Source organism: Fictibacillus arsenicus (genome assembly GCF_001642935.1).
GTDB classification, from domain to species: Bacteria; Bacillota; Bacilli; order Bacillales; family Fictibacillaceae; genus Fictibacillus; species Fictibacillus arsenicus_B.
Window position 1 is genome coordinate 1,988,584 of sequence record NZ_CP016761.1, and the last position, 13,884, is coordinate 2,002,467.

At 36.6% G+C, this 13,884-nt stretch carries 12 protein-coding genes and 1 pseudogene; 10 read left to right on the plus strand and 3 right to left on the minus strand.

Annotated features, from left to right (window positions below; translation table 11 throughout):
* Positions 1-166: 166 nt before the first annotated feature.
* Positions 167-874 (minus strand): annotated as a pseudogene (locus tag ABE41_RS10340) (transposase); the annotation flags it as partial.
* 155 nt (positions 875-1,029) lie between these two features.
* Here ABE41_RS10340 and ABE41_RS10345 point away from each other — a divergent pair.
* Together ABE41_RS10345 and ABE41_RS21235 are read left to right on the plus strand one after the other, a co-directional pair.
* Entirely contained in the window at positions 1,030-1,599 is a 570-nt protein-coding gene (locus tag ABE41_RS10345; protein ID WP_066289735.1) for a dienelactone hydrolase family protein, read from the plus strand.
* A 593-nt stretch (positions 1,600-2,192) separates the two neighbouring features.
* Positions 2,193-2,342: a hypothetical protein gene (locus ABE41_RS21235; RefSeq protein ID WP_172827351.1), complete on the plus strand. Its 150-nt coding sequence runs from the start codon at positions 2,193-2,195 to the stop codon at positions 2,340-2,342.
* Between the two features lie 179 nt (positions 2,343-2,521).
* Here ABE41_RS21235 and ABE41_RS10350 read toward each other — a convergent pair whose 3' ends face one another.
* Positions 2,522-2,956, minus strand: a complete 435-nt coding sequence (locus tag ABE41_RS10350) for a hypothetical protein (RefSeq protein ID WP_066289738.1) — start codon at positions 2,954-2,956, stop codon at positions 2,522-2,524.
* A gap of 548 nt (positions 2,957-3,504) precedes the next feature.
* On the opposite strand from ABE41_RS10350, the gene ABE41_RS10355 reads away from it, so the two are divergent.
* From ABE41_RS10355 to ABE41_RS10380, 5 genes are all read left to right on the plus strand, one after another.
* Entirely contained in the window at positions 3,505-3,915 is a 411-nt protein-coding gene (locus ABE41_RS10355) for a YciI family protein (protein ID WP_066289740.1), read from the plus strand.
* Between the two features lie 11 nt (positions 3,916-3,926).
* Positions 3,927-5,174, plus strand: a complete 1,248-nt coding sequence (locus ABE41_RS10360; protein WP_066289744.1) for an RNA polymerase sigma factor — start codon at positions 3,927-3,929, stop codon at positions 5,172-5,174.
* 976 nt (positions 5,175-6,150) lie between these two features.
* Positions 6,151-8,325 carry a type IA DNA topoisomerase gene (gene topB, locus ABE41_RS10370; protein WP_066289749.1) on the plus strand — a complete coding sequence of 725 codons (2,175 nt, stop codon included), beginning with the start codon at positions 6,151-6,153 and terminating at the stop codon, positions 8,323-8,325.
* A 196-nt stretch (positions 8,326-8,521) separates the two neighbouring features.
* Positions 8,522-8,959: a VOC family protein gene (locus tag ABE41_RS10375; protein WP_066289754.1), complete on the plus strand. Its 438-nt coding sequence runs from the start codon at positions 8,522-8,524 to the stop codon at positions 8,957-8,959.
* Positions 8,960-9,101: 142 nt separating this feature from the next.
* Complete coding sequence (locus ABE41_RS10380; RefSeq protein WP_066289757.1) at positions 9,102-9,668, plus strand: GNAT family N-acetyltransferase; 567 nt, start codon at positions 9,102-9,104, stop codon at positions 9,666-9,668.
* A gap of 463 nt (positions 9,669-10,131) precedes the next feature.
* On the opposite strand, the gene ABE41_RS10385 is transcribed toward ABE41_RS10380, so the two are convergent.
* A complete protein-coding gene (locus ABE41_RS10385) occupies positions 10,132-10,638 on the minus strand; it encodes a hypothetical protein (RefSeq protein WP_066289759.1) in 507 nt (168 codons plus the stop codon).
* A gap of 703 nt (positions 10,639-11,341) precedes the next feature.
* On the opposite strand from ABE41_RS10385, the gene ABE41_RS10395 reads away from it, so the two are divergent.
* The 3 genes from ABE41_RS10395 (at position 11,342) to istB (ending at position 13,571) form a co-directional block, all read left to right on the plus strand.
* On the plus strand, positions 11,342-11,533 hold the full coding sequence (locus ABE41_RS10395) for a hypothetical protein (RefSeq protein ID WP_066289763.1): 192 nt from the start codon (positions 11,342-11,344) through the stop codon (positions 11,531-11,533).
* Positions 11,534-11,616: 83 nt separating this feature from the next.
* Positions 11,617-12,819, plus strand: a complete 1,203-nt coding sequence (gene istA / locus ABE41_RS10400) for an IS21 family transposase (protein ID WP_066289766.1) — start codon at positions 11,617-11,619, stop codon at positions 12,817-12,819.
* On the plus strand, positions 12,816-13,571 hold the full coding sequence (gene istB / locus ABE41_RS10405; protein WP_066289767.1) for an IS21-like element helper ATPase IstB: 756 nt from the start codon (positions 12,816-12,818) through the stop codon (positions 13,569-13,571). The genes istA and istB overlap by 4 nt, the downstream gene beginning before the upstream one ends.
* Positions 13,572-13,884: the final 313 nt, after the last annotated feature.

Genomic DNA, 13,884 nt, shown 5'->3' on the forward strand with positions numbered 1-13,884 from the left:
GCATCATTTTCAAAGATATTTTATTCCATAAAACCAGCTAATAGTTTGTCAACATTTTTCATTAAAAGCCTATGTTTATTCATGATATACTAATTTTGTCCATGACAAATAACCTTCCGATATTTCTATCTTGGAAGGTTTTTCTTTTAGTGGATAGATGTAGAGATCAAACTATATCTTGGTAAGTCGTTCTGCTTTTTAAAAGGGCATAGATCCAGTGTAAGAGCTTATTTACACATGCAATAACGGCTACTCTAAAGGGTTTGCCTTCGTCGCGTTTCTTATCATAGAATTCACGCAGTTTCTTGTTTCTAGGGATGATTTCATCGGTTGTTTTTTGCTTTCGTGCATCTCGGATGCCACATCTGACAGCCAAATACAAGGCTAGTCTTAATCTACTGGATCCACGCTTGGTGATGCGGTTAACGGATGCAGTAAATCTATCTGAAGAATAGACAATAGGGTCTACTCCTGCGAACGCAACCAACTTCTTAGGGTGATTAAACCTTTCTATCTCGCCAATCTCTGAAATGATTGTTGCTGCAATCTTTTCTCCAATACCAGGGATAGATTGGATAATTTTATATTCTTCAATTTCTTTCGCGAGAGCATCTATTTCTGCTGCTAACATGGATAGATGCTCTTCGTATTGAAGAACGATGTTAATGAGCATCTTGAGATTAAAAATAAGACTCTCATATAAGTTGTTCTGAAAAGGATTACGTAATGCGGCTTCTCTTAATTTCTGAGCTTTGTCTACTGCCCATTTCTCTGAACGGCTCCTACATAACGAAGCGATTGTATCTTTCAATTCGGCTTCACTTGCTTGTAAGACGGTTTCGGATGTTGGAAAAGCTTCTAACATTCGTAAAGAGAAATTATCAGTTCTCTACTCTACAAATTATTGAATAAGCAAGGGGTAGGTTTTATTAAGGTAGATATTTTTAAAGCGTAAAGTTCTGGCAGGTCAAACAGGCTTTCTTGTCGAAACTTAGACTTATGAAATTCATTAAATTGGAGGAAAAAACGATGGCAGAAGTTTTGTTGTTACACCATGTTTTAGGCCGAACGAAGGGGATTGAAGCAATCGCCGATCAACTGAGAGATGCGGGACATACTGTACACGTGCCAGATTTATTTGACGGCCGCATGTTTTCCACGCTGGAGGAAGGCTTGGTGTTTGTTAAGGAAATAGGATTTGAAGAAGTGACGGCGCGCGGCGTTCGGGCAGCCAGCGAGCTTTCACGCGATGTCGTCTATGCTGGTTTTTCACTCGGTGTCCCGGCAGCACAGCAGCTCGCTCAAACTCGTGAAGGCGCAAGAGGCGCACTGTTTTTTCATGCCTGCCTCCCGACCTCGGCGTTCGAATCTCAGTGGCCGGCCGACTTGCCTGTGCAAATTCACGCCATGAGTGCAGATCCTTTTTTCGTTGAAGACGGCGACATCAACGCGGCCCGTGAGCTTGTGGCGTCGGACAATCACGCTGAACTTTTTCTGTACGAAGGCAAGGAACATCTCTTCACCGACAGCAGTTTACCATCTTACGATGCTGACGCGACGAAACTTGTGATCAAGCGGGTTCTCGACTTTCTCGAGTAGTTGTTAAACTTTTAAGGTCTGTTTTTTTTTTAATACCCACAAAGTACCCACAATTATTTTATTTAATTTGAAATATTATAAAACAATATCAAGTATCCCATTATACCAATGATTTGAAAAGATACAAAAACACTTGAAAACCTAAAACTAATCAAGTTCGAGATAGAAGGTTCAATCGGTAAAATAACGAAAAGCCTTGGTGTAGGAATATGCCAAGGCTTTTTTATATAGAGATTTATATAGTACAAACATTGATTATTACTGTTAATCTTATTCCATAAAAAGGTCAACCAGAAATTCTGGCTAACCTTATATTACGATCGGGTGCATTCAAGAAGGAGAAGTGCACTTTTTTTAAATTAAAGGCGTAGTCAAATCGCTTATATTAGGAGGAATAATAACCTTAGATAAATTTAAGATATTCTCCTCTAAATAGAATGATTAATTAATTTTACTAAGTTTCTAATGTTTTTACTGATATTTGCAAAGTTAGCAGTACACTAATAAAGTAATAAGGTTTACTTCAGTAAAATAAGGTATATTATATTTGTTGAATAGATTCTCTTTAAAGATAAGAAAAGTAGGTGAACAAAGTGGGGAAATATCAATTGGATTACAAAGGTCAGGTAGCTGTGACAAAGTTTCATGAAAAACAGACGCCTGCCAAATTTGATAAAAAGAAGCAACTTGAAAAAATACGTGCGGAGTATTTGAAAAAGAAGCAAAAACAAACAGATAAATAATATGAATGAAAACATAGGAAGATTAAATTCTCTCTATGTTTTTCTTATTCGAAGTTTTTTTTTCAATATCTTCTACGATCGGGTGCGATTCTTGAATAAGAAGGATCACCTTTTCTTATTGAGCTAAAGGGCAGTTTACTTAAATAAGAGATATGAAGACAGGTGGAATTATGAACTTTTTAATGCAATAAAGCATTGATTTCATCAGGAGTGAGTTTTAACTTTTGTCCTGCTGCAATAATAGAAGATGTTATTATTGAAACATCGTTATCGACTGTTTTGTTATAACGTTGAAATTCAAATTGTAAAGACATATCCTTTGGGTTTTCTATGCTTTTTATCGTTGATTCCATTGCTAATCCTCTCACGAGATAAACATCTCTAGCACTAGCTAACGCATTTTCTAAATCCTTTTTCACATCTTTTGGTAAATTGGAAGGTATTTGTAGATCCCATATCAATGAATTTGCTTCACTTGCAGCAGCTCTAGCATAACTCTCTTGATCATATAGATCTTTATTGTTCCCAGTCCCATCTTTAACTAACTGAACTTGACGTTCAAATTCTTTTACTTCGTTCGTTACATCTTTCTCAAGCGAAGTAATACTTTTCACAAATGATTTAAATGATTCTTGACTCGCTAATTGTTCATCTTTAACCTTTTCTCAAAATAGCTGCTGTTATCATGTAGCTTTTAACTTTTTCATTTTTCATCAACATTTTCTATCACCTCGTTTTCAATATATTTTTTTAACTTTAATAATGTAGCAGATATATATACAATTATATTCGAAGTAAACCAATTAACATTTTATTCAATTAAAGGGTGAATTTCTTTAGGAAGGAGAAGTGCTCTTTTTATTGAATTATTGACTACTAAGCGCAACATTGTGTCGTCGATCCGAAATTCAGTATAAATCTTAGCAAAAAGTTTCACAATGAGGCCATCATGATCTTTATAAGCTATTCTGTCAAATAAAAGCTAATCTATTATGTATCAAATACTACTCTCTTGTCCTATTTTTATATAGATAATTTTGATAATTTTGAAAGGTTTTTTAAGATTTTTTATTTATTGTGTCGATTTTGATGTTTCCCGTTCGTTGTATTTATAAAGAGGTCAATTAGGGGATTTGCCTCTAAATAGAAGGAGGAATTTTTTATGCTATTTATGCTGATTGTCAAAGCCTCGAAGAATTCGGAAGGCGGAAATCGCCCGAGCTCAGAGCTCAATGAAGCCATGAGGAAGTACAATGAGGAATTAGTTAAGGCAGGCGTGCGGGTTGCGGCTAAAGGACTTCATCCAAGTTCAAATGGAATTCGCATTTCGTATCCTAAACCAGGGGAAAAGCCGGTGGTTACGGATGGCCCATTTACGGAAACGAAAGAATTGATTGCCGGGTTCATTCTGATTGATGTGAAATCGAGGGAAGAAGCCATCGAGTGGGCCATGCGGATGCCGGACCCGATGGGACATGGGGAAGGTCAGATTGAATTGCGTCAAGTATATGAGGCGCCGGAGCTGACCGAAATGTTGGCAAAAGAAGCTGAATTACACGAGAAATCAGAGTAAAGAAGACCATAGTGACAACCTATAGAACCCATCGTACCATTGAAGGAATCTGGACCGTCGAATCAGCCAGAATTATAGCCGGTGTTGCCCGAATTATTCAAGATGTCAGTATTGCAGAGGATTTAGCGCAAGATACGTTGGCCATTGCACTTGAAAAATGGCCGGAGTTAGGCATACCGGAAAAACCGGGAGCCTGGCTCATGACTGTTGCTAAACGTCGGGCGATTAATCTTCTGCGTCGAAACAAATTACGTGATCAAAAATATGAGGAAATCGGCCGCAACATGGAATTCAAAATAAAAACGGATTATGATTCAATTGATGAGGAGATCAATGACGATCTCCTGCGTCTTATCTTCACCACTTGTCATCCGGTACTTTCCAGGGAAGCTCGAGTCGCTCTAACGCTTAAATTGTTATGCGGCTTAAAGACAGATGAAATTGCGCAAGCTTTTCTTGTGTCTGAATCAACCATTGCACAACGAATCGTCAGAGCTAAGCGTACACTTTCTGCTTCAAAGGTACCTTTTGAAGTTCCCTGTGGACTTGAGCTTTCCCACCGGATGTCATCAGTTCTGGATGTGATCTATCTCATGTTTAATGAAGGATATGCCGCAACTGGTGGTGAGAACTGGATTCGTCCAACGCTGTGCAGTGAAGCCATTCGTCTTGGCCGGATTCTGGCGGAAATTCTCCCTGAGGAATCGGAAGTACACGGCCTGATTGCTCTCATGGAAATCCAGGCGTCACGTTTCAAAGCGCGCATTGGCCAATCGGGAGAGCCGATATTGCTTCAGGATCAGAATCGGGCTCTTTGGGATGATCTTTTGATTCACCGCGGCTGTTCGGCGCTTAAGCGGATTGAGCAAATCGGCGGTGCCTATGGTCCGTACTCACTGCAAGCATGTATAGCTGCTTGTCACGCCAAGGCACGAACGGCATCGGAAACGGATTGGCAAGAAATTTCCGCACTATACGATGCCCTTGCTCAGGTGGCACCATCTCCCATAGTGGAATTGAACCGCGCTGTTGCTATTTCCATGGCTTATGGACCGGTCGCTGGGCTGGAGATCGTGAATGCATTGGAAGACGAACCATCCTTGAAAAAGTATCACTTATTGCCAGCGGTTCGTGGCGACTTGCTTGCAAAGCTGGAGAGAAATGAGGAAGCATGCGCTGAGTTCAAGCTTGCAGCATCGCTTACACAGAATGAACAAGAGCGTGCCTTGCTTCTAAAGCGGGCAGCCGATTACGTTTAATTCTAAACGTTTCTTCGCTGAAAGATTTCTCGCAGAAATCTAACATCAATTTTTCGATTTACGAGTCGGGTCAATGTATCCATGCCAAGTTGGGTAAGAAAACGCAGCTGCCACGCATCTTAGGAAAGATTTTCAACTCACTTCAGATGCTTTTTTGTTTTGCAGGGAGGAAAATGACTGTGCAGATCTTTCTGAATCGGAAGAATTGTTCACGTGCAACCTCGAGTTTAAGTCATCAGTTATCGGACGCAATAGTTGAGTAATCCATCGAAAAATTTGCGTAAAAAGCGATACGGTGATGTATACCACAAATGAGTTACTGATAATTTTTATCAAGGATCTACGATATTCAACAATAGGGCGCAATTTTAAAGTTTTATTGTGCTCGTTATTCCATTATAGGGGGCGTTGATCTAAGAAGGATTAACGCTTTTTTTATGGAACTTATTGAACGTAGCAGGATTGCGGTGCGAAATGTTCCTAGTTTTAAATTGAGGATGGTAACATCACTCTGGTAATGGCTAGGCAGTTCCAATATATAGGTAAAGAAAAAAGGAGAACTATTCTTGTGCCTTCCAGATTTTGCTCATAGAATCAGAGGATGATTATTGGGTTTGCAAACGAAATGGTACAATAAGAAGTAAACTCACTGATATCAGATTGAAAACTTCTGCAGGAGTTCCTTACGTAAGACCAGAAATTCAGCTTCTATATAAGGGTGGAAGTTCGTTAATTAGGGAGAAAGATGTTGTTGATTTAAATAACGTACTACCAAAGTTAAGTGCTACAAACCGAGATTGGTTAAGAGAATCTTTAACCATACAGTACCCTAATGGACATTAATGGATCGAACGAATTAATGCTTATTCCAAATGAAGGTATATAACTAATCAAAAAGAAATGTGTAATAAGGGTAGTGCATAGCTTCCCTTATTTTTCTTTTTAGTAAAAAATTCAAGTACAAAGGTGAAGTCCTATGAGCAAAGTCGTCATTCTAGCAGAAAAACCATCACAAGCTAAGGCTTATTCAGACGCCTTTTCTATAAAAAAGAAAGATAAATCGTTTATTGAGTTAAATCCATGCAGCATATTTCCAAATGGCGCAGTGATAACATGGGGAATTGGTCATTTGGTAGAGCTGAAGCAACCTAAAGAATATAAGCCAGAGTGGGGAACTTGGCGATTATCTTCATTACCGATCTTGCCTGAACGTTATGAATTTAAAGTAGCTTCAGGAAAATATGAACAGTTTAACGCGGTAAAACGGTTATTTAAAGAAGCTGACATTATCATTAACGGTTGTGATGTTGATCGTGAGGGTTCGAACATCTTTTATTCGATTTACCATATGACAGGTGTGAGAGGCAAAATCATTAAACGGCTTTGGATTAACTCTCTAGAAGTGGAAGAGGTTCAAAAAGGGTTTTCTAACCTTCATGATAACGAGAAGGATTTATTGCTTTATTCTGAAGCAAAAACACGTCAAATCTCAGATTGGCTCGTTGGTATGAACGGAAGTCGTTTATATACTTTACTTTTACAGCAAAAGGGGCTTATGGATAGCTTGAGCATTGGCAGGGTGCAGTCGCCAACAACGTACTTGATCTACCAAAGACACCTCGAGATCGAGAATTTTGTTCCAAAACCTTTTTATGAAATTGAAGGGAACTTTACAGCAGCAAACGGAAAGTATAAAGGCAAAGCAAAAATTAAAAGTGAAAAACAAGAAGAAGTTCAACAGCTGTTAAATCAGCACAATATTACTGGAAAAGATACGGGCATCATTAAAGCCGTGTCAAAAAAGGAAATGCGAATCAAATCACCTAAGCTGCACGCTCTCTCCACTTTGCAAGCAACAGCAAATAAACGGTGGAAATACAGTCCGAAGAAGGTTCTTGATACGGTTCAGAAATTGTACGATAAGAAAATTCTATCCTACCCAAGAACAGACACGCAGTACATAACGGAAAATGAGTTTGCCTATCTATCTGCTAATCTTGAAAGCTATCAAGATCTCATTGAGAACCGTTTTACCACAGCTTCTAAATGGCCTAGTAAAAGGTATGTGGATGGATCAAAGGTACAAGAACACTATGCGATTGTTCCGACAAAAAAGGTTCCAACGCGTGCAAAAATTCAAGTGTTATCAACAGAAGAGAGAAACATTTACTTTGAAGTATTAAACACAACCTTAGCTATGTTTCATCATGATTATGTGTATGAAGAAACAAAAGTAACAACGGATGTGAACGGTTTAGACTTTGAGACGGTAGGAAAAACAGAAATCAGCAAAGGTTGGAAGGAACTGTTTAATCATGGTTCAAAAGACAGCTCAGCTAAGAAAGATGAAGCTTCTACACAAGCTCTGCCTAAACTTGAAAAAGGGGAAAAAGTGAAGAGTGTCGTCAAAATGAAAGAAGGAATGACAACCCCTCCGAAACCCTACACGGAAGGTCAACTGATTTTCATGATGAAAACGTGTGGAAAATCGGTTGAAAATGAAGAAGAAATGGAAATATTAAATGAAGTAGAAGGCTTAGGTACTGAAGCTACAAGAAGTGGAATCATCGAAACCATAAAAAAACACCAATACATCGAAGTTAGAAAGAACATAGTTCATATTACCGAAAAAGGGAAGATTTTATGTCAGTCGATAGAAGGTAACCTGCTTTCCAGCCCTTCTATGACGGCCAAATGGGAAACATATCTAAAGAAAATCGGAAACGGAAACGGTACACCTCAAGCCTTTTTAGGAAGTATAACAAAATTCCTATATAAGTTAATTGAAGAAGTACCTGGACAACTGAATGCAGAATCAATCCAGCAAAATATTGATGTGGTTAAGAAAGTGAATCAGAATCCGATCGCTCTATGTCCTCGTTGTAAAAAAGGAAGCATCAGCGTGAATCGTTCATACTATAGCTGCTCAGAATATGCGAATGGTTGCAAACAAACCTTTCCAGGAAAATTACTTAGTAAAAATATTACTGAGAAACAGGTGAAGGATTTGTGCACGAAAGGCAAAACAAATGTCATTAAAGGATTCAAGCCAAAAGCGAAAGAGAAGAGAAAGTTCGATGCTATGCTCATATTAAAGAATGATTTAACGATAGGTTTTGAGTTTCCTAAAAAGCAATTTGCTAAGAAATGAATAAAGATAATAATTTGGTCCTTTCGGCTAAGCATACAAATGCACTTAAGCCTTTGTTATTTCATTAAAGGATGCGTTAATCTCAAAAGGATTAACGCTTTTTTTATGGAACTTATTTAAACAAACGAGCAGATTTGTTGAATAAGGATATTTTTTATGTTTTAAGCAAATTTGAATTAACATAGGAGTATGAGATATGAAGATCAATAGAATAGATCATGTGAGTATTAACGTAAACGATCTTTCAAAGGCTAAAGAGTTTTTTCTTGATTTAGGACTTGAAGTGAAAGCCGAATGGGAAATAGAAGGAGAACAGTTGGACAGAATAGTTGGGCTTAAAAATGTTAAAACGACATGTGTAGGGTTGGGGATGCCAGATGGTTCAGCATGGATAGAACTAGTCAAATTTTATACGCCGTCTGATGAAATAGATATTCAGCAAACTTTTGCAAATACGCTGGGTATCCGACATATTTGCTTTGCTGTTGAAGATATTGAAGCTATTATTGCAAAGTTGAAAAAGAAGGGGACGGAAATCTTTAGTGAGATTTTGCAATATGAAGAAAGTTATAAGTTATGCTACGTTCGTGGTCCAGAGGGAATTATTTTAGAGTTGGCGGAGAAAATCAGATAAATATTGAATGGGACTTTAAACGATTTAGAACTCCAACTTTAAAGATTTCTCATAAACTATCGGGTGCATATCTTTAAGAAGGAGAAATACTCTTACTGCTTTTCATTATTAATCTAAAATAATCAAGGAGAGGGATAATCAGATGAACCCTTTGTTATTAGATATTCCTTTACAATTAGAAACTGAAAGGCTAATTCTTCGAGCACCACATCAAACTGGAGACGGAGAAATTGTGTATGAAGCAATTAGAGATTCCTTTTATGAATTAAAAGCGTGGTTGTCACTTTTCCAAGAAACTCCTACTGTTGAAGAAGCAGAGATCATGTTAAGGAATGCTCATATAAATTTTTTAAAAAGGGAAAGTTTTCGTTTTCTTATCTTTGATAAAGGTGGCGGCAAGGACTTAATTGGAACGGCGAGCCTTCATAGGATTGACTGGGACATTCCAAAATGTGAAATGGGATACTGGATTAATACAAAATATAGCGGTAATGGATATATGACGGAAGCAGTAAAGGAGTTAGCTAACTTCGGATTAAATCACCTCGCATTTAAGAGAATTGAAATAAGATGCGAATCAAGAAACTTTAAGAGTCGCTTTATACCGGAAAAACTTGGTTTTATATTGGAAGGTACTTTAAGGAATGAGGATCTATCCGCAGATGGCAGCAAGCTGACTGACACTTGTATTTATTCTAAAATAAATTAACATCGCTTAAATTAAAGGCAGCTAAAAAGAATTATTTCCATGCAAGTCTTCAAGAAAAGGGTGCATTTCTTCAAGAAGGAGAAATGCACTTTATATTGATATTTAGAACGGAGCGTAAAATAAAGGTAATCTAGTGAGGATGATAAATGGTTAAATTGAATGAGATAGACTTTGCTTATTTTATTGGACAAGTCGTAAAAGATTTTAATACCAAAGAAAACTCAACTTTCATTATCTTTTTTGAAAACGGAAGGTTAATGATTGAATGTCCCTGAAGAATTCGGCAAAAATAAAGAAATAGTGTTAGGTGAAACAGATACATTTACTATACCAAAAAGGGGGTTGAAATAGATATATTGGTAATTTGATTTGGTTATATTTTTGGTTATACATTTTAGTAGTTTTTGATTATTTTTAGAGGATCTCTTTTCATGCCGATTTTTTTATTTACCTTAATACTTGCTCATTCCATTATTTTATTTTTTGAAATTTCATGTAGTTTACTTTTAGTAAAATGAAAAAGTCGAATTAATAATATTGCAGATAATGGATAGGTGGGAATAGAATAATATAACTTCCATCCAGTATAAGTTAATGCATGATTTTTTACACAGATCCATTCAAAAAATATTGAAAAACCAGTCCAAAAAAGAATATACAATACCGTTTTTTTTCCATAAAATCTCCACTTGTCATAGCCAAATAAAAAAAGTAATGATGCACATGGATACATGAGCAAATGGAAGAGTGCACCAGAAAGTTCATAAGTTCGATTATCTGAAAAATAATAAAGTTTGAAGGGAGTTGCCAGTAGGAAGTAGTCTATTGTTGATACATAAACGATATTATATACCCAAATGATGATAACAATAACAGCCGGGAAATAATTTCGAACGAGTAAAAATAACGAAAAGATTACGGAAGTAGTGATAATGAAAAACCATTCATTCCAATCAAAGTTAACATTCATAATTTTATTCTTCCTTTATATAGTACCTTGCGAAAGGCATATTTTAATCCTAATAAAACACACAGTGATAGCACCCAAAAAGAAAATGACCACCATATCTGCCAATTAACATGGTTTAGTACACCAAAAAAATCTTCTAGCCATTCCAACCCTGTTAAAAGTAGAATATAGCTTAATAGCAATAAAATTTTTTTAATTTTTGTGCTCGAATTTAGATGGAAATGAAGAAAACTTACCATAAGCAAAGGATAAAGAATAATACGATTAATAAAATGAGATAATTCGTACGATAGTTTATCGGGAATTATTAAAGTTTTAAAATTCATATAGCAAAGAGCTGAATAGTTTTGAAAAAAATATGATGCAGCGAGCCAGTAAAGTAAAATTTCAAGGATATGCAAATTTTTCTTTTTCTTAATAAAAAAAACTAAAAAAAATATATTCAATACAATATAAAAGAGTAAAGTCATAAAAGAAGCCCCTCTACCAAGATACTAAATCCACTACATAACAATTATCTTGTACAAAAAAAGGGCAATTATTAAAAAGTAACATTTCTATGTATGATCCCTATGTAAATACTTGAAAAAGACGAGATATTAATTAATTGTCTCGTCTTTTTTGCATTAACAAATTTTTTGTTTAAAAACTAATGAATAATTTAGTTTGGTAAAGGTAACCTGTTTATCAAGGGAGATTTTTTATGTGGCTGCTAATCTCTACTATTACCATTCTTTTAATAATTATATATTTCATGCCAAAACACATTACGAAATCAGAAGCTTTTTTTTCTGTATTTTTTTCAATGGCTTTTCAGCAACTGGTAGATTGTTATTTGGATTTTAAATATGACCTTTATGGATATTTCAGTGTTGATGTTGATACAGAGTGTTAAAGCCGATGTTAAAATCACCAATATAGCCGGAATAAAAATCCCCATCTAAAATAGAACCATAGGTTTGAGAGGAGCTATGGTTCATGATTACCAGAGGGGATTTTTTTATGATTAAAGATATGTTTAAAAGAGGAATGTCTATTTCATCAATTGCTAGAGAACTAGAACTTGATCGTGGAACAGTGAGGAAGTATGTAAACGCCTCTGCAGCTCCTTCGAAGCAAAACCGCAAAAAGTTAAAAAGCAAACTGGATCCTTATAAAGAATATCTTCATCAAAGAATGTTGGAGGATGGTGTATATAATGGTGAACGTTTATTAGACGAAATCAGACAGTTGGGATATACCGGTGGAAAGACCATTTTGAAGGACTACATAAAACCCTTTCGAGATAAGGAGAGAAAAAAGTATTCGGTACGTTATGAAACGTTACCAGGTGAACAAATGCAAGTGGACTGGAAAGAGATCGGGGAAATCATTCTCGGTGGTGAAAGAATTAAGCTGTCTATGTTTGTCGCAACACTAGGCTATTCCAGAATGAAATATGCGGAGTTTACGATATCACAAGATCAAGAACATGTTCTACAGTGCTTGATTAATAGCTTTAAATATTTCGGCGGTGTTCCTCAGAAGGTGCTGTTTGATAATATGCGCACAGTAACTGATGGACGAGACCAAGGACTTGTGAAATGGAATGCTAGGTTTGCCGAGTTCGCAGCTTACTACGATTTTATTCCAAAAGCTTGTAGGCCCTACCGGGCTAAAACGAAAGGAAAAGTGGAACGAGCCATTCAGTATATAACGAACAATTTTTATGTCGGAACCACTTTTGATTCCATTGAAGATTTAAATTGTCAGGTAGAACGTTGGCTAGACCGGATTGGCAATCGTAAAAAGAATGATACCACAGGGATTTCACCACAGGAGCGATGGTCTGAAGAAAAGCTGGGTTCTCTACAAAAGCTTGATTATGATACAAGTTATCGTGTTTATCGGAAAACACATTTTGATAGTACTTTGTCTTATAAAGGTCATAAATGGCTGCTTCCAAAAGAATTTGCAATAAAAGAAATTCTAGTGAAAGAATCGCTATCTGGAGTGATGTGTTTCTATTATCAAGGTGAAGAAATTACGGCCATACAAACATCTGCATCTGTTATTTCTTTAGCAGACCAAATAAAAAAGAAACAGAGTGCCGTGGTTGCCGCCCCGCATTCTGTTCCCACAATACCGGTAAACACTCGTTCTCTCACCGTTTATGACGACCTCGTGAGAGGTGAATCATGAACGAAAACATGAATGAGTATTGCCGAAAGCTAAACTTGTCTGTTATCGCTGAACAATGGTCAGCGATTGCCGATCAAGCAGCTAAAAATAATGTACCATATTCTTCGTTTCTCTTCAGCCTTTTAGAAGCAGAAGTCATTGAAAGACATCAAAGAACGACCAAAACACTTATTAAGCTTTCGAAACTTCCGTTCCGAAAGACACTAGATGAATTTGATTTTACGGTTCAGCCCTCTATTGATGAACGGCGAGTAAAGGAATTAATGACCTTGTCCTTCTTAAAGAACCATGAGAATCCTATCTTCTTAGGCCCACCCGGAATTGGAAAAACACATCTAGCTGTTTCCATCGGACTGCAAGCCATCTCTCATGGATATAAAACATATTTTATTTCAGCTCATGATCTTGTATCGCAATTAAGGAAAGCAGACCTTGATCAAAAGCTAGAAAAGAAACTTCGATCTTTTGTAAAACCAAGCCTACTCATCATAGACGAGATGGGCTATATGAAACTTGATAACCACAGTGCTCATTACTTGTTCCAAGTGATTGCACGGCGTTACGAAAGAGGGTCAATTATTCTTACATCCAACAAATCATTTGGTGAATGGGGGGATATCATCGGGGATCCAGTTATTGCGACTGCCATGTTAGATCGACTTTTACATCACTCACGCATATACAACTTAAATGGAGAAAGTTATCGGATGAAAGAAAAGAAGTTACAGAACGAAAAACAGAAGGGTTCGTAAGAACTCCTTCTGGGGATTTTTAAACCGGACATTTTGGGGAAGTTATAGCCGGCCTTGACATACAGAGTACATCTTGGTTTTATTACTTTTATTTCCTGCTTTTAAACTTGTATTTATAAACTTTTTTCCTTTCGGTTTAAGCTTTCGCAGAAAAGTAAAATATATATTATTTTGGACAGTTTTTTCTACTCTCTATGATATGGATCCCTTTACACAAGTTTGTTCTATTACCATGGGTGGCGAATAGAATGGTCTATTGCTATGTATCCCGTAATATTTTCAATCAATGGTTATGTATTTTATCTTTTTCGTA

What these genes read in the sequence shown, in the direction of transcription:
- ABE41_RS10380 (WP_066289757.1), top strand. Translation starts at nt 9,102, where the DNA reads ATGAACCCTTTGTTATTAGATATTCCTTTACAATTAGAAACTGAAAGG.
- ABE41_RS10395 (WP_066289763.1), top strand. Translation starts at nt 11,342, where the DNA reads ATGTGGCTGCTAATCTCTACTATTACCATTCTTTTAATAATTATATAT.
- istA (WP_066289766.1), top strand. Translation starts at nt 11,617, where the DNA reads ATGATTACCAGAGGGGATTTTTTTATGATTAAAGATATGTTTAAAAGA.
- ABE41_RS10345 (WP_066289735.1), top strand. Translation starts at nt 1,030, where the DNA reads ATGGCAGAAGTTTTGTTGTTACACCATGTTTTAGGCCGAACGAAGGGG.
- ABE41_RS10375 (WP_066289754.1), top strand. Translation starts at nt 8,522, where the DNA reads ATGAAGATCAATAGAATAGATCATGTGAGTATTAACGTAAACGATCTT.
- topB (WP_066289749.1), top strand. Translation starts at nt 6,151, where the DNA reads ATGAGCAAAGTCGTCATTCTAGCAGAAAAACCATCACAAGCTAAGGCT.
- ABE41_RS10355 (WP_066289740.1), top strand. Translation starts at nt 3,505, where the DNA reads ATGCTATTTATGCTGATTGTCAAAGCCTCGAAGAATTCGGAAGGCGGA.
- ABE41_RS10385 (WP_066289759.1), bottom strand. Translation starts at nt 10,638, where the DNA reads ATGAATGTTAACTTTGATTGGAATGAATGGTTTTTCATTATCACTACT.
- istB (WP_066289767.1), top strand. Translation starts at nt 12,816, where the DNA reads ATGAACGAAAACATGAATGAGTATTGCCGAAAGCTAAACTTGTCTGTT.